This window comes from Archangium sp. (assembly GCF_057119385.1).
Genome location: NZ_DBNGVP010000107.1, coordinates 1 through 22,192, shown reverse-complemented (window position 1 = coordinate 22,192; position 22,192 = coordinate 1). Strand labels below are relative to the sequence as shown.

18 protein-coding genes and 1 pseudogene are annotated in these 22,192 nt (G+C 69.5%); 10 read left to right on the top strand and 9 right to left on the bottom strand.

Translation table 11 applies throughout. The features are described 5' to 3' along the window. Nucleotides 1-27: 27 nt before the first annotated feature. Nucleotides 28-672 carry a hypothetical protein gene (locus AC16DP_RS26315; RefSeq protein ID WP_329727526.1) on the top strand — a complete coding sequence of 215 codons (645 nt, stop codon included), beginning with the start codon at nucleotides 28-30 and terminating at the stop codon, nucleotides 670-672. A 93-nt stretch (nucleotides 673-765) separates the two neighbouring features. On the opposite strand, the gene AC16DP_RS26310 is transcribed toward AC16DP_RS26315, so the two are convergent. Next, nucleotides 766-2,097, bottom strand: a complete 1,332-nt coding sequence (locus AC16DP_RS26310; protein ID WP_329727525.1) for an FHA domain-containing protein — start codon at nucleotides 2,095-2,097, stop codon at nucleotides 766-768. 202 nt (nucleotides 2,098-2,299) lie between these two features. On the opposite strand from AC16DP_RS26310, the gene cysS reads away from it, so the two are divergent. Further along, the gene (cysS, locus tag AC16DP_RS26305; protein WP_422653092.1) at nucleotides 2,300-3,766 is read left to right on the top strand and encodes a cysteine--tRNA ligase; all 1,467 of its coding nucleotides are present in this window, start codon (nucleotides 2,300-2,302) and stop codon (nucleotides 3,764-3,766) included. Between the two features lie 92 nt (nucleotides 3,767-3,858). On the opposite strand, the gene AC16DP_RS26300 is transcribed toward cysS, so the two are convergent. After that, entirely contained in the window at nucleotides 3,859-5,409 is a 1,551-nt protein-coding gene (locus tag AC16DP_RS26300) for an RCC1 domain-containing protein (protein WP_329727523.1), read from the bottom strand. Nucleotides 5,410-5,581: 172 nt separating this feature from the next. Between AC16DP_RS26300 and AC16DP_RS26295 the strand changes: the two genes are divergently transcribed. The 5 genes from AC16DP_RS26295 (at nucleotide 5,582) to AC16DP_RS26275 (ending at nucleotide 13,971) form a co-directional block, all read left to right on the top strand. Beyond that, nucleotides 5,582-7,258 (top strand): M20/M25/M40 family metallo-hydrolase, encoded by a 1,677-nt coding sequence (locus AC16DP_RS26295; RefSeq protein ID WP_329727522.1) that lies wholly within the window; start codon nucleotides 5,582-5,584, stop codon nucleotides 7,256-7,258. 79 nt (nucleotides 7,259-7,337) lie between these two features. Then, nucleotides 7,338-9,479 (top strand): excinuclease ABC subunit UvrB, encoded by a 2,142-nt coding sequence (gene uvrB, locus AC16DP_RS26290; protein ID WP_329727521.1) that lies wholly within the window; start codon nucleotides 7,338-7,340, stop codon nucleotides 9,477-9,479. 6 nt (nucleotides 9,480-9,485) lie between these two features. Then, entirely contained in the window at nucleotides 9,486-11,423 is a 1,938-nt protein-coding gene (gene uvrC, locus AC16DP_RS26285) for an excinuclease ABC subunit UvrC (protein ID WP_329727520.1), read from the top strand. A gap of 138 nt (nucleotides 11,424-11,561) precedes the next feature. Beyond that, a complete protein-coding gene (locus AC16DP_RS26280; protein ID WP_043403067.1) occupies nucleotides 11,562-12,080 on the top strand; it encodes a DUF507 family protein in 519 nt (172 codons plus the stop codon). An 88-nt stretch (nucleotides 12,081-12,168) separates the two neighbouring features. Further along, entirely contained in the window at nucleotides 12,169-13,971 is a 1,803-nt protein-coding gene (locus AC16DP_RS26275; RefSeq protein ID WP_329727519.1) for a hypothetical protein, read from the top strand. On the opposite strand, the gene AC16DP_RS26270 is transcribed toward AC16DP_RS26275, so the two are convergent. Beyond that, nucleotides 13,860-14,486, bottom strand: coding sequence for a MarR family winged helix-turn-helix transcriptional regulator (locus tag AC16DP_RS26270; RefSeq protein ID WP_329727518.1), 627 nt, complete (start codon nucleotides 14,484-14,486; stop codon nucleotides 13,860-13,862). The genes AC16DP_RS26275 and AC16DP_RS26270 overlap by 112 nt on opposite strands. 273 nt (nucleotides 14,487-14,759) lie before the next feature. On the opposite strand from AC16DP_RS26270, the gene AC16DP_RS26265 reads away from it, so the two are divergent. Beyond that, entirely contained in the window at nucleotides 14,760-15,128 is a 369-nt protein-coding gene (locus tag AC16DP_RS26265; RefSeq protein WP_329727517.1) for a hypothetical protein, read from the top strand. Here AC16DP_RS26265 and AC16DP_RS26260 read toward each other — a convergent pair. Genes AC16DP_RS26260 through AC16DP_RS26250 form a run of 3 tightly spaced genes read right to left on the bottom strand, consistent with a single transcriptional unit; the run spans nucleotide 15,118 to nucleotide 18,567 of the window. Further along, a complete protein-coding gene (locus AC16DP_RS26260) occupies nucleotides 15,118-16,014 on the bottom strand; it encodes a DUF3108 domain-containing protein (RefSeq protein ID WP_329727516.1) in 897 nt (298 codons plus the stop codon). The genes AC16DP_RS26265 and AC16DP_RS26260 overlap by 11 nt on opposite strands. Nucleotides 16,015-16,042: 28 nt before the next feature. Then, complete coding sequence (locus AC16DP_RS26255; RefSeq protein ID WP_329727515.1) at nucleotides 16,043-17,728, bottom strand: DUF4091 domain-containing protein; 1,686 nt, start codon at nucleotides 17,726-17,728, stop codon at nucleotides 16,043-16,045. 29 nt (nucleotides 17,729-17,757) lie between these two features. Next, complete coding sequence (locus tag AC16DP_RS26250; RefSeq protein ID WP_329727514.1) at nucleotides 17,758-18,567, bottom strand: DUF3108 domain-containing protein; 810 nt, start codon at nucleotides 18,565-18,567, stop codon at nucleotides 17,758-17,760. A gap of 289 nt (nucleotides 18,568-18,856) precedes the next feature. Between AC16DP_RS26250 and AC16DP_RS26245 the strand changes: the two genes are divergently transcribed. Next, on the top strand, nucleotides 18,857-19,063 hold the full coding sequence (locus AC16DP_RS26245) for a hypothetical protein (RefSeq protein ID WP_047859028.1): 207 nt from the start codon (nucleotides 18,857-18,859) through the stop codon (nucleotides 19,061-19,063). Nucleotides 19,064-19,097: 34 nt separating this feature from the next. On the opposite strand, the gene AC16DP_RS26240 is transcribed toward AC16DP_RS26245, so the two are convergent. Continuing rightward, entirely contained in the window at nucleotides 19,098-19,763 is a 666-nt protein-coding gene (locus AC16DP_RS26240) for a YggS family pyridoxal phosphate-dependent enzyme (protein ID WP_329727513.1), read from the bottom strand. Continuing rightward, on the bottom strand, nucleotides 19,760-20,383 hold the full coding sequence (locus AC16DP_RS26235) for a Maf family protein (protein ID WP_329727512.1): 624 nt from the start codon (nucleotides 20,381-20,383) through the stop codon (nucleotides 19,760-19,762). Before AC16DP_RS26235 ends, AC16DP_RS26240 begins: the two co-directional genes overlap by 4 nt. Before the next feature lie 46 nt (nucleotides 20,384-20,429). On the opposite strand from AC16DP_RS26235, the gene AC16DP_RS26230 reads away from it, so the two are divergent. Continuing rightward, nucleotides 20,430-21,521, top strand: coding sequence for a GGDEF domain-containing protein (locus AC16DP_RS26230; RefSeq protein ID WP_329727511.1), 1,092 nt, complete (start codon nucleotides 20,430-20,432; stop codon nucleotides 21,519-21,521). A gap of 14 nt (nucleotides 21,522-21,535) precedes the next feature. On the opposite strand, the pseudogene AC16DP_RS26225 reads toward AC16DP_RS26230, so the two are convergent. After that, nucleotides 21,536-22,168: pseudogene (locus AC16DP_RS26225) on the bottom strand (hypothetical protein). Nucleotides 22,169-22,192: the final 24 nt, after the last annotated feature.

Below are 22,192 nucleotides of genomic sequence, written 5' to 3'. Positions count from 1 at the left end.
GGGGCCGGGGTTTTTTCATGTCCATCTATGTCCAGTGACTCGGAGCTTCAGGAGGAGCGGGACCGGCGCATCGCGGAGCTGGAGGAGCGAATCCAGCGGCGTGGGGTGGGGGTGAAGGCGCCGGTGGCGGTCTTGGCGCTGGTGGTGGGCGGGGTGTTGCTGGGGCTGATGTGGAAGGACGTGGCGTACTTCTTCTCCTCGCGCACGCCGCTGACGCTGGGGGCGGAGGGGGAGTACCGGTACGACGTCCTGGAATCCAACCGCTACGTGCAGCTGCACGGGGTGCCGACGCTGCGAGGGGCGTACGGGCGGGAGGGAGAGGACGTCTACGTGGTGGTGGGGCTGCGGGAGTCCCCGTTCCTGGTGCGCCGGAGGGCCTTGCCGGGAGAGGAGTGGGCTCCGGGGCGGGTGCCGCCGAGGCCGGACTCCCGGCCTTTCGGGGTGAGGGGGCGGCTGTTGGCGGAGGAGGACGGGGAGCGCTACCGGGAGGGCTTCAAGCTGCTGAGGGAGATGGGGGAGGTGCAGCCGAGGGACGGGCGGTTGTGGCTGGTGGTGGAAGGGGAGAGGCCGGGAGGGGACAAGGGGGTGTTGTTGGCGGCACTGGTCCTGGTGCTGTTCCTGCTCGGAAACGCCGCGCTGCTGCTCCGGGGCCTGAAGAGAAGACCCACCTGAGCCCCATCACCCGAGAGAACACAATTTCCCCTCTCCCCCCGGGAGAGGGACGGGGTGAGGGTATCCGGGCCCATGGTTGAGCCCGTGCAGGGTCTACGGCTTGTTCCCCGCCTGCGTCTGCGCCTGAGCGAGTGCCTTGCGAATCCGTGGCGCGAGAGAGCCCCAGCCCTTGGAAATCCGCTGATCGAGCTCGAGAGCGGCGGAGAGATGAGGGATGGCGGAGGCCGGATCGCCGCTGGTGAGAGCGGCATTGCCCGCGCGCCACTCTTCCTGGAAGCGAGCGAGCGTCGAGGCCAGGCCCTCCAGCTGGGCGCGCCGGGCGAGGGTGAGGGCGGAGTCGACCTTGCCGGCCTCGTAGAGGGAGAGGGCCTCGGTTTCGGCGTCCTCGTCGGAGACGAGCTCTGCCTGAGGCGCAACGGAAGCGGGCTTCACGGAGGCCTTGCCACTCGACGCCTTCACCCTCCCGGTCTCCCGGGGCTTGGACCCCTCGGCGATGGACTGGGCACTGATCGGCCGCGCCCCGGACCGCACCTTCGCGGCCGGAGCCGCGGGCACCGGAGCGGGCTGCACGGGCTCGGGGGGCGCCTCCTCGACGGCGGGAGCCACCTCGACCGGCTCGGCCCCGGTCTCCGGCTCGGGAGCGGCCTCCGCGGGAGCCTCGGCCACCTGCCCGGACTCCACGTCCCCGGCTGAATCCGGCGCGAGGCCCATGCGCGCGAAGCGCAGGGCGGCGAGCGTGAGGAACACGGCCACGAGGGCGCCGGTGGCGACGGCGAGCAGGAGGATGCGGCGGGAGCCGAGCCCCACCCGGAGAGACGAGCCCGCCCGGCTGGAGGAGGCCCGAGGGCGCGCGGGCGCGGGCCCGGGCCCCCGGAGCTGGAGGATGGCATTGCCGAGGGCGAGCTCATCCCCGGAGCGGAGCTCCACCTCGCCGGAGAGGCGGGTGCGGTTGACGTAGGTGCCGTTCTGGCTGCCGAGGTCCTTGAGGGTGAGGCGGTCGCCGCGGCGGGTGAGCTGGGCGTGGCGGCGGCTGATGGAGGGGTGCTGCAGGCGCAGGTCCGAGGTGGAGGCGCGGCCGAGCACGAGGACGCCCTGCTTGACGGGGAGCAGCTGGCCGACGCCGGGGCCGCGCTCGACGTAGAGGAAGGCGGGGGTATGGCCGGGGTCCTCGTACTCGCCGGAGTCGAAGCGGGCGGGCAGCTCGCGGTCGCGGCCCTCGCGGGGGGCGCCGCTGGGGCCGCGGCGGGGGCGGCGGCGGGGGCCGGCGGGGAACTGGGGGACGCGCTGGGGGCGAGGGTCGTCCGCCTGGAGGGGGGCCACCTCGTCATCGTCGAAGGGGAGCTCGACCTCCGGCTCCTGGCGCGAGGCCGACTCCCCCGGGGGGCGGGGTGCGCGGGGCGGGCGCTTGGGATTGGGAGGACTCATGGGGGCGCATTCTCCCAGATTCGACGGCGGACGGAGATGGGGGCGGGCAGGGGAGGGGAAGGATAGTCCTTTTTCGGCGGCCTGGAGTGCCCACGGGGCATCAGAGTTGTCTCACACTGTCAGGCATTTGTGGTCCGGGACGTGGGGAAGTCCTAGAGTCCGGCTTTCCAACCCTGGAATGGACCAGCGGAGGTTATCGCACGTGGCCGCAGCATCGATTCGCCTCTTCAACACGATGACGATGCAGAAGGAGTCCCTGGAGCCGGCGGTGCCGGGCAAGCTGGGGGTCTACGTCTGCGGCCCGACGGTCTACAGCTACGTCCACATCGGCAACGCGAGGACGTTCACCTCGTTCGACGTGGTGGTGCGCTACCTGCGCTACCGGGGCTTCGAGGTGAAGTACGTCCGCAACTACACGGACGTGGACGACAAGATCATCAAGGCGGCGCACGAGACGGGCGAGGAGCCGGTGGTGCTGGCGGCGCGCTTCGTGGAGGCCTTCCGGGAGGACGCCCGGGCGCTGCACCTGCTGGAGCCGGACGTCTCGCCGAAGGTGAGCGATCACCTGGCGGAGATCATCGGGATCATCGGCAAGCTGGTGGACAAGGGCCTGGCGTACGAGTCGCAGGGGGACGTGTACTTCTCGGTGAGGCGCTACCCGGAGTACGCGAAGCTGTCCAAGCGCAACCTGGACGACCTGTGCGCGGGGGAGCGGGTGCAGCCGGGCGAGCAGAAGCACGAGCCGCTGGACTTCGCGCTGTGGAAGGCGGCGAAGCCGGGGGAGCCGGCGTGGGACAGCCCGTGGGGCAAGGGCCGGCCGGGCTGGCACATCGAGTGCTCGGCGATGAGCGCGAAGTACCTCGGGGAGACGTTCGACATCCACGGAGGCGGGTTGGATCTGATCTTCCCGCACCACGAGAACGAGATTGCCCAGAGCGAGGGCGCGAGCGGGAAGACGTTCGCGCGCTACTGGATGCACTGCGGCTTCCTCGACCTCGAGGGCGCGAAGATGTCCAAGTCGCTGGGGAACGTGGTGCGGCTGAGGGACGCGCTGGGGAAGGTGGACCCGGAGGCGCTGCGTTTCTTCTTCGTGGGGACGCACTACCGGCACCCGCTGAACTTCGCGGACAAGGGGCTGGCGGACGCGGAGCAGCGGATGGAGTACTTCTACGAGACGCTGCGCAAGGTGGACGAGCGCGTGGGCGGGAAGGACTTCGGCAAGGGTCCGTTGTACGGCGAGCCGGGCAGGTTCCTCACCGAGTTCGAGTCGCAGATGGACGACGACTTCAACACGGCGGGAGCGCTGGGGGCGTTGTCGGGGCTGTTCGCGCAGATGAACGAGCTGACGGACAAGCCGCCGGTGAAGGACAAGGCGCAGGTGGGGCGCACGCTGCAGGCGCTGCGTGAGGACGTGCGCAAGGTGTCGAAGGTGCTGGGCCTGTTCGAGGACGAGCCGGCGCAGTGGCTGCTGAGGCGGCGCGACCGGGCGGTGAAGGAGCGGGGCATCGACGTGGCGAAGGTGGAGTCGCTCATCCAGGCGCGCAACGAGGCCCGCAAGGCGAAGAACTTCGCGGAGGGAGACCGGCTGCGCGAGGAGCTCAAGGGCCTGGGGGTGGAGATCCTGGACACGGCGGCGGGCACCGTGTGGAAGGTGGCTCCGCAGGCGTAGTGCGGGAGCGAGGAGGGCCCACCCTTCAACCCTCCCCACCGCGGAGCAAGAGCCCCTCACGGGCCCGGGGGATGAACCCGGGCCCGGCGCTCCTACGGGCCGAGGTTCAACACCCGCACCGGCGTCAAGCTCTTGCTGCTCACGCCGTCACCGAGGACGCCCGAGCTCGACGTGTTGTCGCTGCCCCAGGCCCAGACGGAGCCGTCGTTCTTCACCACCACCGTGTTGTAGACGGCGTTGCTGCCCGTGGCCACGGTGGAGACCCCGCTCATGCCTGGTACCTGCCCCGGCACATTGCGGCCGGTCGTCGTCCCATTGCCCAGCTGGCCCTGGCTGTTGTCGCCCCAGGTCCAGACGGTGCCGTCATTCCGCACCGCCACCGTGTGGCCAAAGCCGCCACTCATGGCCTTGACGCCGCTGAGGACCTGCACCGGCGTGTAACGATCGGTGTTCGTCCCGTCCCCGACCTGGCCCGCCCAGTTGCGGCCCCAGACCCAGCCGGTGCCGTCACTCTTCACCGCCATCGTCTGCCAGTAGCTCGCGGCGATGGAGACGACCCCGGTGAGACCCTGCGCCCGCACCGGCGTGGTGCGCACGGTGGCCGTTCCGTCTCCGAGCTCTCCTGCCATGTTGCGGCCCCAGGCCCAGACGGTGCCGTCATTCCTCAGTGCCACGGAGTGATTGATGCCAGCGGCCAAGGCCGTGACGCCGGTGAGTCCCACCACCCGCACCGGCGACAGGCGGGTGATCTCCGTCCCATCTCCGAGCGGGCCCGTCCAGTTGTCGCCCCAGGACCAGACGGTGCCGTCATTCTTCAGCGCCAGATTGAAACTGCCACCGGCGGCAATGGCGACGATGCCGCTGAGCCCTGGCACGATCCCCGGCGTGTTGCGGGTGGTGGTCGTCCCATCCCCGAGCTGGCCGGAGCCGTTGTAGCCCCAGGTCCAGACGGTGCCGTCATGCTTCAGTGCCACCGTGTGGTAGAAGCCCAGGCTGACTTCCTTGACGTTGCTGATGCCCGGCATCTTCGCCGGCACCTTGCGAGTGGTGGTCGTCGTCCCATCCCCGAACTGGCCCGCCCAGTTGTCGCCCCAGGCCCAGAGGTTGTTCTCCCCATCCCGCGCCACCGAGAAGTGGGAGGTGGTGGTGGCGGCCTTGGCGGTGCAGTTCTCGCCCACCGTCTGGGTGAGCACCCGGACATTGCTCCAGCACGTCTCGCGATCCCCCGCGCTGCTGATGGTCATGGGGTAGGCCTTGATCTGGAACGTGTGGGCGCCGCACGACACCCCCGCCAGGCTGAAGCTCCAGCTCCCCGAGCCGGTGCAGGAGCTCAGTCCACCCGAGGCGTTGCAGCGCTCGGCCGTGCCGATCAGCGTCCCGTCGACGTAGTACTCCAGGCGCACCGCGTTGGCGGGATAGGTGACCGCCCAGTCCCCCGCCCCCGCCATCTCCCCCTGGTACGTGCTGATGCCCGCGAGGCTCAGGGTGGAAACGCTCGTACCGGAGCAGATCGCCGCCTCCCGGGTGCCCAGCGGCTCTCCGGCTGGAGTCACCTCCGCCTCGGAGCTGACTCCACAGGCCGCGAGCAGCAACAACCCACTGAGCAAGAGCGATGCAGGGCGGCGGGCCAGGTCTCGTTTCATCGGAAACTCCCCACGGTTCTGTTATGACGGGAAGTCTACATTATTATCCAATATTTGGAATTCAAGTAAGAGCTGTGTCCGAGGCACGGGCAGGGCAGGGTCCGCCGTTCAACCATCCGGGCGAAGAACCTCCCCGCTCCAGCGGTCAGGTCGTGGTAGGGGCACACGAGCCATGAAGCGAATGCTGGTGCTCCACGCCGCCCTGATCCTCCTGCCGCTCGCCGCCCGGGCCCAGCTCACCACGGCGGCGGAGAAGGCCGCCGCGCAGAGCATCGAGGCCGGAGACCTCCGGGCCCACGTGGGCTTCCTGGCCGCGGATCTCCTCGAGGGCCGGGGTCCTGGCACGCGCGGTGACGCCCTCGCCCAGCACTACATCGCGACCCAGTTCCAGCTCCTGGGGCTGAAGCCCGCGGGTCCCCACGGCAGCTACCTGCAACCCTTCGAGCTGGTGGGGATGACGGGCCACCCCGAGACGCTGACCTTCAGCAACGCCACGGAGCGCACGGAGCTGCGGTTCCACGACGACTTCATCGCGAGCTCGGGGGTGCAGGCGGCGGAGGCGGTGCTGCAGGACTCGGAGCTGGTGTTCGTGGGCTACGGCATCCAGGCGCCCGAGTACCAGTGGGACGACTTCAAGGGGATGGACCTGAGGGGCAAGACGCTCCTCATCCTGAACAACGATCCGGAGGACGACCCGAAGCTCTTCGGAGGCAAGGCGCGGCTGCGCTACGGCCGGTGGGACTACAAGTACGAGCAGGCCGCGAAGGTGGGGGCGGCGGGGGCCATCCTCCTGCACACCACGCCGAGCGCGGGGTACGCGTGGCAGGTGGTGCAGACGTCCTGGTCGGGCGAGCAGTTCGAGCTGCCGGCCTCGGAGGACACGCCGCGCCTGCAGATGAAGGCCTGGACGACGGACGAGGCCACGCGCCGGGTGCTGCGGCTGTCGGACAAGGACCTGGACTCGCTGCGCACGGCGGCCCGGAGCCGGGACTTCCACCCGGTGCCGCTGGGGGTGAAGGTGTCCACGCGCTTCGCCAACCAGGTGCGCCGCCGTCCCACGGCGAACGTGCTGGGCCTGCTGCCGGGGAGCGACCCCACGCTCTCCAGGGAAGTGGTGCTCTACACGGCGCACCATGATCACCTGGGCATGAAGGACGACCCGAAGCCGGGCGAGGACGCCATCTACAACGGAGCTGTGGACAACGCGTCCGGCGTGGCGGCCATGCTCGAGGCGGCCGAGGCCTTCACCGTGCTGCCCAAGGCACCGCCGCGCTCCATCCTCTTCGCGGCGGTGGCGGCCGAGGAGCAGGGGCTGCTGGGCTCGCAGTACCTCGCCGGGCACCTGCCCGTGCCCCCGGGACGCGTGGCGGCCAACATCAACATCGACGGGCTCAACATCCACGGACGCACGCGGGACGTGACGGTCATCGGCCTGGGCAAGTCCTCGCTGGACGCACCCCTGACGGCGCTGGCCCGGGCGCAGGGGCGCACCATCAAGGCGGACCAGTTGCCGGACCGGGGCTTCTTCTACCGCTCGGACCAGTACAACTTCGCCCGGCTGGGCATCCCCGCCGCCTACTTCAGCAGCGGCATGGACTTCATCGGCCGGCCGCCCGGGTGGGGCAAGGAGCGCCGCGAGAAGTGGGAGGCCCTGCACTACCACCAGCCCTCGGACGAGCTGGGCCCGGACTGGGACTTCTCCGGCGCGGTGGAGGACGTGCGGCTCTTCTTCCTCCTCGGGGCCCACGTGGCCCGGACGCGCGAGCTGCCCCGCTGGAACAAGGGCGACGAGTTCGAGGCTCCCCGGCTCCAGGCGCTCGAAGCCCTGAGGAGCGAGGGAGCGAAGTAGCTCCCGCTCCGTCCTGTCGTGGGCGGAGCGACGATTTGGAACCGGCATCCCCGCACTTCGGGTGTTAAACCTCCGAGCCATGCCTGAGTTCCAACTCGTCAGCGACTACAAGCCCCAGGGCGACCAACCGCGCGCCATCGGTGAGCTCACCGAGGCCGTGCTGCGCGGGGATCGCTACCAGACGCTGCTGGGCGTCACGGGTTCGGGCAAGACGTTCACCATGGCGAACGTCATCGCCAACGTGAAGCGTCCCACCCTGCTCATCGCGCACAACAAGACGCTCGCCGCCCAGCTCTACGGGGAGTTCAAGGCCCTCTTCCCCAACAACGCCATCGAGTACTTCGTCTCGTACTTCGACTACTACCAGCCCGAGGCGTACATCCCCACCACGGACACCTTCATCGAGAAGGACTCCTCCGTGAACGATGAGATCGAGCGCATGCGCCACTCGGCCACGCACTCGCTGCGCACGCGCGACGACGTGCTCATCGTGGCCAGCGTGTCCTGCATCTACGGCCTCGGTACCGCGCGCTCGTACGTGGACATGGCCGTCACCGTGAACGTGGGCGCCGAGCTGGGCCGCGACAGCTTCATCCGCAAGCTGGTGGAGAGCCAGTACGAGCGCAACGATCTCGACTTCCACCGCGGAACCTTCCGCGCCCGCGGCGACACCGTGGAAGTGTTCCCCGCCTACGAGGAGGAGCGCGCCGTACGCGTCAGCTTCTTCGGCGACGAGGTGGAGAAGATCACCGAGTTCGACCCGCTGCGCGGCGAGACGCTGGGCGCGCTGGACAAGGTCGTCATCTTCCCCGCGAGCCACTACGTCACCCAGGTGGACACCCGGAAGAGCGCGCTTCAGACGATCCGCGACGAGCTGTCCGAGCGCCTCCAGGAGTTCAAGCGCGAGGGCAAGCTGCTCGAGGCCCAGCGGCTGGAGCAGCGCACGATGTACGACCTCGAGATGATCGAGCAGGTGGGGTACTGCAACGGCATCGAGAACTACTCGCGGCACTTCTCGGGCCGGCTCCCCAACGAGCCGCCCCCGTGCCTGCTGGACTACTTCCCGCGCAACATGCTGGTGCTCATCGACGAGAGCCACCAGACGGTGCCGCAGATCGGCGCCATGTACCGCGGGGACCGCTCGCGCAAGGAGACGCTGGTGTCGCACGGCTTCCGCCTGCCCAGCGCCCTCGACAACCGTCCGCTCAAGTTCACCGAGTTCGAGGACATGGTGCAGCAGGCCGTGTTCGTCTCGGCCACTCCCGCCGAGTACGAGCTGCAGAAGTCCAAGGGCGTGGTGGTGGAGCAGATCATCCGCCCCACGGGCCTGACGGATCCCGAGGTGGAGGTCCGCCCGGCGCGCAACCAGGTGGATGACATGCTGGAGGAGGTGCGCACGCGCGTGGCGAAGCAGGAGCGCGTCCTCGTCACCACCCTCACCAAGCGCATGGCGGAGGACCTCACCGAGTACCTCACCGAGGTGGGCATCAAGGTCCGCTACCTGCACTCGGACATCGGCGCCATCGAGCGCACCGCCATCATCCGGGACCTGCGCAAGGGCGAGTTCGACGTGCTCGTGGGCATCAACCTGCTGCGCGAGGGCCTCGACATCCCCGAGGTGTCCCTGGTGGCCATCTTCGACGCGGACAAGGAGGGCTTCCTGCGCAGCCACGTGTCCCTCATCCAGACCATCGGCCGCGCCGCCCGCAACCTCAACGGCCGCGTCATCATGTACGCCGAGTCGCTGACGGACTCGATGAAGCTCGCCATCGAGGAGACCAACCGCCGCCGCGAGGTGCAGCGCGCCTACAACGCGCAGCACGGGATCACGCCCAAGGCGGTCAAGAGCCACATCCTCGACCTGTCCGAGCACCTCTACGACGCGGATCCGTCCGCGCTGCCCATGGCCGCCGATTCGGCCAACGACGTGCTGGAGCCCAAGGAGATCAAGCGCCTCATCGGCGAGTTCACCCAGGACATGCAGCACTACGCCGACGAGATGCAGTTCGAGAAGGCCGCGGAGATCCGCGACCGCATCGTCCTGCTCAAGGACATGGAGCTGGGACTCAAGCCGCCCAGCCGCATGCTGCTCAAGGCCCCGCCGAAGCCCGCCGACGAGAGGAAGCCCGGCACGCCCGGTCCCAAGGGCCGGCGCGGAGGCAAGGGTGGGGGAGGCCCGCCTCACGGCAAGACGGGCATCGGACCGAGGAAGAGCCGCTGATTCCGTATGGACGCGAAGCTCGAAGCCAAGCTGGAGTCGCTGCCCACCGAGCCCGGCGTGTACCTGATGAAGGACCGCCGCGGAGAAATCATCTACGTGGGCAAGGCGATCAACCTGCGCAACCGCGTGCGCTCCTACTTCACCCGTACCGGGGACACGCGCGCCTTCGTCTCGCTGCTCGATCAGTTCCTCGGCGACATCGAGACGGTGCTCGTCCACAACGAGAAGGAAGCCCTCCTCCTCGAGAACGAGCTCATCAAGAAGCACAAGCCGCGCTTCAACGTCCTCCTCAAGGACGACAAGCAGTACATCTCGCTGCGGCTCGACCGGACCCAGGCCTATCCCCGCCTGGAGGTGGTGCGGAAGTACGAGAAGGACGGCGCGCGCTACTTCGGCCCGTACTCCAGCGCCAGCGCCATCCGCGAGACGCTGCGCATCATCAACCGCTACTTCCACCTGCGCACCTGCACGGACCACGTGCTCGCCAACCGCAAGCGGCCCTGTCTCCTGCATCAGATCGGCCGCTGCCCCGCGCCCTGCGTCTACCCCGTCCCCGAGCAGCACTACCGCAAGAGCGTGGACGAGGTGGTCCTCTTCCTCGAGGGCAAGGCCGGAGAGCTGGTGGACGGGCTGCGCTCGCGCATGAAGCAGGCCGCCGGTGAGCTCAAGTTCGAGGAGGCCGCGCGCATCCGCGACCAGCTGCTCGCCATCGAGCGCAGCCTCGAGCGCCAGAAGGTGGCCACCACCGACTTCAAGGACCAGGACGTCTTCGCCTCCCACCGCGAGGGGGATCGGCTGCTCGTCTACGTCCTCTATGTGCGCCAGGGCCGGCTCAACGGCGGCCAGGCCTTCCCGCTCGGCAGCCAGGAGTTCCCCGACGAGGAGCTGCTGCCCTCCTTCGTCAACCTCTATTACGACCAGGGCAACTTCGTCCCCGAGGAGGTGCTCCTCCCGCTGGACATCGAGGAGCGCGAGGGCCTCGAGGCGCTGCTCACCGAGCGCAAGGGCGAGCGGGTGCGCGTCATGGTGCCCAAGCGCGGCGAGAAGCGGGACCTGGTGGACATGGCGCAGAAGAACGCCGAGCAGGCCGTCATCGAGCGCCGCCGCACCAAGGACGAGACCGAGGCGGTGCTCTACCGCCTGAAGGAGCGGCTCCACCTGCGCAACCTGCCGCGCCGCGTGGAGTGCTTCGACATCTCGCACTTCCAGGGCTCCAGCATCGTCGCCTCCCAGGTGGCCGCCACGGACGGGGAGATCGACAAGTCGCGCTACCGCCGCTACCGCATCAAGACGCTGGAGACGCAGGACGACTTCGCCAGCATGCACGAGGTCATCTCCCGCCGGCTCAAACGCGGCCAGGAGGAGGGGGACATGCCCGATCTGTTGGTCATCGACGGTGGCAAGGGCCAGCTCGCCAGCGCGCTCGCCGCCGCCAAGGACCTGGGGGTGGAGGGCGTGGACATCATCTCGCTGGCCAAGAGCCGGGACCTGGAAGTGCACGACCGCGACGAGGAGAGCGCCCGCAGCCCCGAGCGCGTCTTCATCCCCCACCGCAAGGATCCCATCGTCCTGCGGCAGAACTCGGCGGAGCTGTACCTGCTCGCCCGCCTGCGCGACGAGGCCCACCGCTTCGCGATCACCTTCCAACAGAAGTCCATGCGCAAGGGCAACTTCCACTCCGTCCTGGAGGAGATTCCAGGGGTGGGGGAGACGCGCAAGAAGCTGCTGCTGCGCCAGTTCGGCTCCCTCAAGCGGGTGCGCGAGGCCACCATCGAGGAGCTGGCCGAGGTGCTCGGGCCCACCCTGGCCGAGCGGGTTCACGCCGCCCTCCATGGCCACCCCGAGGAGGACTCGGAGGATCCCATCCGCGAAGCCTCCCTGGCGGATGCGGGTGCCCTGGTGGACGAAAAGTCAGAAGAAGGGTCGCCACCCGGCTCGCCGTGATTAATTTCCGGTCGAAAGCGGGTGCGCAAAGTGCGCTGAATCCGCGATGTTCCTGGGGTTTTTCATTGCGGCTGGGCTTGGCGCTGATTTATAGCGGACACGTCCAGTCGAGACGTCTTCAAGGGGCGAGGGACCGATATGAGGCTCTATCCGAAGGTGATTCCGATCATCTCCCGGGAGGTCGTCCAGAGGCTGATGCAGGACGGGGATATCGAGGTAGAGCCGATGCGCGTGGCTGATGCCGAGATGGACCTGTCCGCCATCATGCGGGAGTACCTGGCGAACGAGGAGCGCGTGAATCAGGCGACGCGCGAGGCCCTGGAGCGCCGGGGCTACGACTACTCGAAGTTCAACCAGGTGAAGCGTGAGATGGCCGACGTTCGCGGCTTCAAGATGGGCGACGAGGGCATCGAATACGTCATCAACCAGATGATCGAGTTCCTCCTCATCAGCCGCAATGTCGAGGAGGTGTATGCCGCCGACAACGTGCTTCGGCAGAAGATCCACGTGGTGATGAAGAAGCACCTGGACGTGGATGACGAGATCGACAAGGAGGCGCGCTCCCGCCTGAAGCACCTGCAGGAGGGAACCAGCGCGTTCGACATCGAGTACAACAAGACGGTGGAGCAGATCCGCCGCGCTCGGGGCCTCATCTAGCGGGCGGGGCGGGCGCTCGTCCGCCCGGCCGCTTGGGGTCACCCACCACCGCCTCCGCTGCCTACCCTCCCTGGAGGAGGCAGCGTCGATGGCGGGATTCCTCTCCAGCTTCGTGCTCACCGGGCTGCTCGCGGCCAGTCCGGGGGGCTTCCGTTTCGATGGGCCCGAAGTGTCCGCGCGGACGACGGGCAACGTCGGTTTCTTCACACAGGGCACCACCCCCTTCACGGACCTCTTCGAGCGGGGCACCGGCCGGGCCGAGCTGTCCGTGCGGGACCGCATCGCGGACCCGCGGGCCACCTACGGGGATTCCGGCAGCCTGGTGGCCACCTTCGATATCGCCGGGGACACGTACCGGGTGGAGCTGGACCAGGTGGGCTTCCCGCCGGCCCAGGCCCTGGCCTCGAAGCCCGTGATGGGGCCCTTGCCGGGAGCGCCGGCCCAGCCCATCGCGGGCGGGGTGGTGCTCGGCCAGGACATGCACGGCGGGGCGGCGCTCGGCTTCGCCCACACGTCGCGGGTGCACGCGGCGGCGGCGCTGTGGGGCATCGGGCGCGTGTGGCGCAACGGGCAGCTGCTCACGGACGCGGCCCTCATCCATGCCGCCGCGCTGGACCAGGGGGCGCACGCGGACGACGAGACGTTCCGGACCCTGCCCGTGGCGCGTCCGGGGGACACCGAGCTGACCGTGCTGGCGTGGAACCTGCCTCGCGAGGCCGAGCCCCGGGGCTTCATCCAGTTCGACTTCGACAACGTGGCCATCACCGTGAATGGCCGGGACGTGCCCGCGGTGGCGGCGATCCCCACGGCGGGGAATGTCGCCGGGGTGGCGCCTCCGAACTCGCCCGTGCCGGGGGGCGCCTCCCTGGGGGCCGTTCCCAACAGCGCCCTGTCACAGCAGCAGGGCGTGGGGGGCTCCGGTGGGGCGGGGACGGGGCAGAGCCAGTTCGGGGCCGGGCAGACCCAGTTTGGCGTCGGCCAGACTCCTTTCGGGGCCGGGCAGACTTCGTTCGGGAACCCGCGGGCCCAGGCCGCCGTGCAGGCCCAGCTCGGGGCGGTGGATGGCCTGTCGGATCCGGCGAGGACCCAGGGCCTGGCGCGGGTGGCCGATACCACGCTGCCGGGACCCGCGACCCAGCAGGGCGCGCTCCTGGAGCCCTTCCTGGACGCGGGCCGCGTCTCGCCCGCCACGCAGAACCCCAATCAGCCGGATGTGGTGTCACCCGGGTTCTCGACCACGCCCATCGTCCCGGATGCCTTCGTGACGCCGGAGCTGCCGGGGCGCGTGGCGCTCAACGCGAACGAGCCCGGGGCCCCCGGCCAGCTCGACTCGCAGTTCCCCGGCCAGCGGACGCCCATCGTCCCGGAGGCCTTCCAGAACAACCCCGCGCGGCAGAGCGGCGACCAGCTGCCCCAGCCCACGCTGAACGGCTTCGTGCCGCTGACGACGGCGCCGCGGCAGTCCACCTTCCTGTCCACCCAGGGCTCCTTCTCCGTGGTGCCGCTGGTGCCCGGAGTGGCCGGGCCGGAGTTCGCCTTCGGGGGGACCCGGGTGGCCTCCGGGGTGGTTCGCACGCCGAGCCCGGCGCAGGTGCAGACGCCCGCGGTGCCGCTCGTGGCCACGCCGCAGCCGCTCAACGTGCAGCAGCCGGTGCCGCTCGTCGCCGGGCCCCAGCCGCTCAACGCGCAGCCCGCGGTGCCGCTCATCGCCTCACCGCCGCCGCTCAACTCCCAGCCCATCTCCGGCACGCTGCCCGGCGCCACGGCGCCGACGACGACTCAGGGCGCCGGCTCGGTACCGGGCCTGGTGCCCGCCAATCCCAACGCGGGCACGAGTCCCGCCGCCACGACTCCGGCCGTGTCATCGCCAGGCGCCGCGCCCTCGCCATGATCGTCCAACGAGAGCGGGGCGTTGCCGACGCCCAGCTCCTCGGCGAGCGCGGTGAGCACGTCCCGCGCGCACTCCAGCCGTGCTTTCGGCACGCGGGAGAGCGCCCGCTTCACGGCGGCCTCCACCGTGCCGTCGGAGGGGACATTCATCGCCCGTCCCGCGTCGGTGAGGAAGAGGAGTGCCTTGCGCGCGTCGAGCGGATCCGACCTGCGCTCGACGAGGCCCCGCTTCTGCAGGCGCTTCATCACGCCGGTGAGCGTGCTGGGGTGCACATGGAGGATCTCCGCGAGCCCGCCCGCGGTGATGCCGGGGTACTGGCCCACGAGCCGCACCACCAGCCGCTGCGGGCCCGTCAGCCCCATGGTGGTCTCCATGAACTTGGAGGTGGAGCGCAGGCCCTGGTCCACGGCCCACAACAGGCGCAGGAACTCCATCACCTCGTCCAACGGGGCGGCTTCGTTCTCGTTCGCGGCGCAGGGGACGCTGGCCGCGTGCAGCTCCTTCAGGGGGCCCATGGGAAGCTCGTGGCCGGTTCGGCAAGCAGGGGCGTCATCGGGGATTCCTCGGGGGAGGTGGTGCACGGCGCCAGTGGCTCTGCTCCGCTGAGCAAGGCCTGTGCCGCCCCTCGCTTCCCTGTGTGGGGTGGTGCGTCAATGCCTCCGAGGCTGGCAAAGCGCACGTCCTCGCGTTGCGAAATGCCCCTCTGAAATGGCGCTGGGACATTTCGCCCCACGCCGGGAGGGGAGCGAAAAATTGACCCCCTGCTACCGGCCTGTAGCTTGTCGCACATGACAACACCCGCTGCCGCCCTCGTTGCCGCTCCCGCGACGCTGCGCCGCTCGGGGGCCGATCCGCTCCGCCAGTCGATGGAGCACCTCGGCCACGTGCTGCCCGTGCGTGCCGATTCCACCGTGCTCCTGGACTTCCTGGAGGACGACCTGCGCGAGGGGCTCGACGCGCTGGGAGATGTCGAGGCGCACTTCACCGACGTGCTCGAGGCCCTCCATCCGGACGCGCTCTCCCCGATGGGGATGCTGCAGGCGGGGGACGAGCAGCGCGTGCTGGAGCGGCTGGAGCTGCTGATGGACGTGGTGACGCGGGTGCGCCGCCGGCTGTCGCAGGCGGCGGGGTTGATGCGTCAGACGACTACCACTTGAGCTGTTCCTTGCCCTGGGCCTGTCTGGCCTTCTCGCCCGGGCGGGAGTACGAGGTGAGGGTGGCGCGCACGGCCCCCAGGTCGATGGTGCCCACGGCCGCGAGCGGCAGCCGGCGGTCATCGTCGGTAATCCACACGTGGACCTCGCGCTGCATCTTGGGGTTGTCCAGGCGCACGGCGGTGCCGGCCAGGTGCCAGGCGTCGAACTCGCCGAGCGGCAGCGACACGTGCTCGCGCTTCACCACGCTGGCGGACATGCGCCACATGCGGCGCACGCCGTAGACGTCGAAGCACACGGGCATGCCCTCCTTCAGGGGCAGCTGGCGCATCATGTAGATGGCGCCGGCCACGTCCATGCCCTCGTGCTCGTAGGCGTAGTTGCTGCGGCCCGGCTTGCCCTTCACGACGTAGTCGATGCGGACGCTGCGCTCCTTGGAGTTGAAGGCCACGTCCACGGTGCGGTGCTGCTCGTTCTCCGTGGCCTCCTCGGTGTAGCGCGAGGGCCGCAGCGTCTTCGGGTGCATGTAGCTCATCGCGGTGGCGTTCACCCGGCGCACCTTGGAGAAGAAGGAGTTGGTCTGGACCTTGATCTGCACCGGCAGCGAGCCGTCCTGCTTCTTCTGCACGGACATGACCATCTTGCCGGCGGTGGCGCCCATGGCGTCGAGGTCGAACTCGAGCTCCTCGCCCGGAGCGAAGGAGAGCGGAGAGCGCAGGGTGGGCAGGCGCTGGGCGCACGCGGGCACGGGGGCGGGGGCGGCCGGAGCCTGGGCCGGAGTGGCGGGAGCCTTGGTGTCCTCGGGCCCATCCGCGTCGGGCAGCTGCGCCCAGGCCGCGGAGGAGAAGCTGAACAGGAGGGCTGCGAGGGCGGTGCGCATGGCGGTCATCCTTGATTCCAGGTGAGACGTCTCCAATTCACTTGGGACGGACGCCCGAACGCTTCGCATATTCGGACGCTTCCCAGCGTTTCCTCAAGCGGAGGGTCATCTCCCGGCGTACCTGCTCCCACTGCCGGGCCTCCGTCTCCACTTCATAGCCCGAGCGGGTGAGCCGCCGCGCGGCCTCCCGTGCGAACGTCTGCTCCCCGAGCGATTCCAGCAGCCGCAGGTACTCGTAGTCCTCGAGCCCATCGCGGATGCTCTTGAGGCGCAGGGAGACCACGGGCTGGTGGCGGGAGAAGCCCGGCCGGGCCGGAGTGCCCGGGTAGAAGAGGGTGCCGTCGCCGTTGCCGCCGAACTCGAAGACGTCCGTCCAGGGGTCCTTCTTGGTGTTGTAGGCGAAGACGGTGTCGAAATAGAGCTCGCCGTCCACGCCGGAGAGGAAGGCCAGCGGGCCCATGGCGCGGTTGAGCGGGGTGGGGTGGTCCACCATGTACGAGGCCCAGCCGCTGTAGGCCTTCTCGGCGGCGGCGTCCGGGGCGGGCCCGCCGTTGCAGCCGTGCGAGTTGCAGCTCTGGTACCACCACACCTTCACGTGGGGATCGAGCTTGCCGCGCAGCGTCTGCAACGGGACGACGTTGCGGCACGTCTGGGGCCCGGGGCGCGGGAAGAAGCAGTTGAGCGTGGGCGCGAGGATGTCCGCCGAGCCACGCAGCGCGTCATCCAGCGGGGCGGTGACGAGCACGGGCACGTCCTGTTTCGCCGCGCGGACCCGCAGGGCCTGGGTGCGGACGAGGGCCACTTCCTCGGGCCTGGGCTCGTCCTTGGCGTAGAAGAAGAGGCGGGCCTTCCAGCCCTTCTGGCGGAAGTGCTCGGCGAAGGCGCGGTAGTACGCGGACTTCTCCGCGTCGGTGCGGGCCGCCTTGCTGTCGCGCACGTCGGCGGTGGTGAAGCGGGCCCCCGAGTCCAGCGCGGTGCCCTCCAGGAAGGGGGCCATCTCCGCGTCGTACGCGCTGAAGTCCACCACCGCCTTGCCGCCCTCGAAGCGCACCGGCGGCGCCTCCATGCTCATGCCGTGGGCGCTGACGCGGTGGGCCAGCAGGGTGCTCACGTAGTCGCGCAGCAGCGCGCGGGCCTCGGGAGACTCGGGCTTCAGCCCGTGCGCCTTGGAGATGCTGTAGAGCGAGATGCCGAAGCTGTTGGGCAGCGAGGACGTGGCGGGCAGCACGAAGGGCTGCACCTCCGCGGTGAAGGGCACGGGCGCCAACGCCTTGCCTCCGGCCTCCACGAGCAGCGCGCCCTGGTACGTGCCCGGCGCCTGGGACTCCGGAGCGCACAGCTCCACGTAGAGGACGTGGGGCGCTCCCTCCGGCCCGGGCGAGGACTCCACCGGTACCAGCGGGTCCGGCCACAACCCCGTACGGCCCTGGGAGTTGGAGGGCGTCTTCACGTCCAGGTACGCCTCGCGCCACACCGAGGCTTCCAACGTCTTGCCCTCGGGTCCGCGCAGGGCCAGCGGCTTCACCTTCAGCTTCGCGCTGCCCGGGGGGAGCACCACCTGGGCGGCCTCGCACTCACCGCGCGCGAGGCTCAACCGGGCTTCCTTCTCTCCCTTCAGCTCGACGCCGGGCCGCACCTTCTCCAGCGCGGAGACCACTCGAGGTTCGGGCGCCGCGGTCAGCATCTCCGCGAGCAGCCACCCCATCGCCCAACCCGCCCCCATGTTCCCCCCCTCCGCGGCCTCTGGCCGCTCTACGTTCCGTTCCGCGCCGTCGCCGTGGCCGACGCGATGATCTTCCCCTGCTGGTACTCCGTCAGCTCCGCCACGAGCGAGCCCAGGACGAGCTCCGCCTCGATGCGCACCGGCAGGTGGCGCGCGTCCGCGGTGAACCAGGCCACCATGTCGCGCTTGGAGGCCAGCTTGCCGGAGAACTCCGTGTACACGCGCATGCGGAACACGTCCTGCTTGCCCACGGCCGTGTCCAGCGTCTCGCGGGCCTCCACCTTCGCCTTCATCATGAAGCTCTTCGAGCCGGTGAAGACGGGGTAGGCGTACTCCTGGCCCACCTCCAGCACGCGGTTGCGCAGCGCGAAGGTGGCCCCCGCCACGTCGAGCGTGCCCTCTGGCAGCTCATGGGAGGACTCGCGGGGCGTCTCGCCCTCCTTCTGCTTCACCACCTGGGCGCTCTTGCCGTCCTCGGCCAGCTTCACGCGCACGCGGCGGCGCTTGTTGTTCTGGTCCTCGTGCATGTCCGAGCCCAACACCCGCTGCGTGCCGAAGTCCCAGTAGGAGACGTACTTGTCCTTCACGGGCCACACGCCCGTGATGGCTTCCGACTTCGCCAGCGACACGATGGGCCAGACTTCCTTGCCCCACTGCTTCATGGGGGCGCCCACCGTCACCTGCGCCGAGCCCGCCGTGACTCCGAGGTACTGGATGCGGTAGCGCGCCTGCTCACCGGGGCCGAAGGCGGACGACGTCCCACCCTGGGCGAGGGCAGCCCCCGACATCAGGAGGCTCAACAGCATCCCGGTGAACATTCCCTTGGACTGCATGCGCATCAATGGCTCCTGGCAAGGTAGGCAGCCGCTGGCCGGGGTGCCAACCGCACCGCCAGCCGCGCTTCTCCGACTGCCTGCTCATGGACGAATGGCGGGGTGGCCCATTCAACCGCAGAATTCCCCCGCTTGTGCATGCCGGTGTGGGGGGCATGAGGGAGCCGGTAGGACAGCATGCGGCCAGGCCCGAGCCCCCGTCCGGTGGAGTGGAGGAGCCCTTCCCCCCGCGAGGCTGCTAGCCTGGGCCGAGCCCGGCCGGCGTGGAGCCCGAGCCCGGCCCAGGAGGGACGCGATGCCGCTGGACTACTACGAGGACGAGGACGAGAAGGACTCGGGCTCGAAGAACGGCCGTAAGGACTTCGACTGCCCCGAGTGCAACGCCAACAACCCGCTCGAGGAGGCGCTCGCGGACGGCCAGGAGTTGCTCTGCAACTATTGCGGCTGCGAGTTCCTGGTGAAGGCCCAGGACAACGGCCGCTTCAAGTTCAAGGAAGTGTGAGCGGGCGGTGAGCCCCGGGTGGGGGCCCCCGCGCTCAGGTGCGCTCGCCGAAGATGGCGGTGCCCACGCGCACCAGGGTGGCCCCTTCCTCGATGGCCAGCTCGAAGTCGTGGGTGGTGCCCATGGACAGGCCCGTCAGCCCGTGCTGGCGGGCCAGCTCCCGGAGGGTGCGGAAGTAACCCCGGGCCACCTGCTCATCCTCGGTGGGCGGGGGCAGGGACATGAGGCCCTCGATGTGCAGCCCCGGCAGTGCGCGCGCGGACTCCAGGAAGGGCCCGAGCGCCTCGGGGGCCAGCCCGCTCTTGCTGGCCTCGCCGCCCACGTTCACCTCCACGTAGCAGGGGATGGGCGAGTCCTGCCGGCGGCGCGACAGTTCCTGGGCCACCTCCAGCCGGTCCAGCGCGTGGAAGGAGAGGGCGGCCTTGGCCACGTACTTCACCTTGTTCGTCTGCAGCGGCCCGATGGCGTGCCAGCGCAGGCCCTCGAGGCCGGCCAGCTCCGCGGCCTTGTCCCGCAGCTCCTGCGCGTAGTTCTCCCCGAAGTCGCGCTGGCCCGCCGCGTACGCCTCGCGGATGAGGGCCGCGGGCTTCAGCTTGGACACGGCCACCAGGGTGACGGAGCCGGGCTCCCGGCCCGCGCGGGCACAGGCCGCGGCCACCCGGGCCCGAATCCGCTCCAACCGCTCGGCGACTTCACTCATGGCTTGCTCCAGGGAAGGGGGACGCCGGCCCGGGCGAGCAGCTCCAGCGTCTCGCCCAGCGGCAGGCCGATGACGTTGGTGGGGCTGCCCTCGATGCCCGCCACGAGGAAGCCGCCCTTGCCCTGGATGGCGTAGCCACCGGCCTTGTCCAGGGACTCGCCGGTGCTGGCGTACCAGGCGATCTCGCCCTCGCTCAGGGGCCGGAAGGTGACGCGGGTGCGGACCACCGTGTAGTGCTCGCCGGGATGCTCGCCGGAGTGCTCGCCCCCGGGGCCGGCGAGCGCCACGCCGGTCTGGACCTCGTGTGCCCTACCCGACAGTCGACGCATCATGTCGCGGACCTCGGCCTCGTCGTGGGGCTTGCCGAGCAGCTCCTCCCCGAGGACGACGGTGGTGTCGGCGGCCAACACCCAGGAACCCGGATTCCGGGTGGCGACCGTTCGGGCCTTTTCGCGGGCCAGCCTCAGCACGTAGGCTGTGGCGGCCTCGCCCTGGTGGGGGGTTTCGTTGATGTCCGCCGCGGACACGTCGAAAGCCAGTCCGAGCTGGCCGAGGAGCTCGCGCCGCCGCGGCGAAGCGGACGCGAGAACGAGCCGGGTTTGACCCACTGAGGTGTGCATGTTACGGCTCGCCTCTAGCAGAACTGCGCCCTGGAGTGGACCCTGGATGAATCCCGCGGACCTGCTCGCGGCCATGACGCGCACGGTGGAGCAGTTGGCCGCCTACAACGACATCGCGAAGGCTCTGACCTCGACGCTCGAGCTGCGCGAGGTGCTGAACCTGATGATGGAGAAGGTGCGCAGCCTGCTCAGGCCCCGCAACTGGTCCCTGCTGCTCCAGGACGAGCGCACGGGCAAGCTCTACTTCGAGATCGCCGTGGGGGAGGGGGCGGAGCTCCTCAAGGGGCTGCAGCTGACCCCGGGCGAGGGCATCGCCGGGGCGGTCTTCTCCACGGGCACGGCCCGGCTGGTGGAGGACGTGACGCGCGACCCGCTGTTCGCCTCCCGCTTCGATGAGGTCTCGGCCTTCCGGACCCGCTCCATCGTGGCGGTGCCCCTCATCGCCCGCGGCCGGGTGCTGGGCGTCATCGAGCTGGTGAACGGGGCCACGGATCGGCCCTTCACGCAGGATGACCTGATGGCGCTGACGGCCATCTCGGACTTCGCGGCCATCGCCATCGAGAACGCGCGCAACTTCCGGCGGGTGCAGGAGCTCACCATCACCGACGAGCACACGGGCGTGTACAACGCCCGGCACCTGCGGGCGCAGCTGGAGCACGAGGTCCGGCGCTCGCAGCGCTTCCACCACCCGGTGTCGCTCATCTTCCTGGACCTGGACCGCTTCAAGTCCATCAACGACGCGCATGGCCACCTGGTGGGCAGCGCGGTGCTCAAGGAGGTGGGCGAGCTGCTCGTCTCCTGCTGCCGGCAGCTGGACTACGTGTTCCGCTACGGCGGGGACGAGTTCGCCCTGCTGCTGGTGGAGACGGGCACGGACGGGGCGATGACGAGCGCCATGCGCATCCGCGACACCTTCCGCAACCGGCGTTTCCAGGAGGCGGCGGGGCTCGACTTGCAGCTGACGGCGAGCCTCGGGGTGGCGACGTATCCGGAGCACGCGCTGTCGTCGGTGGACCTGGTGCGGGCGGCGGACTTCGCCATGTACGCGGCGAAGGCGAGGGGCCGGGACGACGTGTGCCTCGCGGTGCCGCACGCGGACATGCCCGGCGGCGTGGCCATGATGCCTCGCAAGAAGTAGGGCGGCGGCGCGCGTCAGTAGACGAAACAGTCGAACTGCTCGATGACGGCCCTGAGCTCTTCCGGGGTGGTTTCGAGCTTCTTCGCGACGGCGGGAGCGTACTTCGTTAGCACCACCGTGGACGGCGGCTGGTCGTGGAGCTCGTCCACGACGACACTGCCAAACAGACCGGGCCACTTGCCGCGACGTAGCTCGGGAGCCCGGCCGCTGGGGTCCAGGAAGGTGAAGCAGGGCCACTTGGGAAAGCGGAGGGTCCGGGGGTCACACCCCATGAAGCGGCAGCCATCCAGACGGGCTTCGGAGAAGTCTCAGTCCTCGATGGAGCCCAACTGGTACTCCGACTCCTTGCCGTACTCGGGCCAGTGCCCGAAGTCACACCCCGACAGCCGCCCCTTGAACCGGCAGCCCTTGAGTGAAGACGTTATCCAGTCCTGGTGGTTGATCAACTCCTGCTTCACCTCGAAGGTGCAGTCGATGAACCGTGCGCCGAGGACGTGCAGGCGTCTGGCGGGCACTTTCAGGACAACAGTACAGTTGCGCAGCGTCAGGTTGGGTCCAAGGAAGTAGAGCGAATCCTTGTCTGTTAATTCCAACCGCTCATTTTCAAACGTCTTGTTTTCGATGAGAACGTTGGTGAGCCACCCCATGGCCGCCCCTTCAGAAGGTGAGCA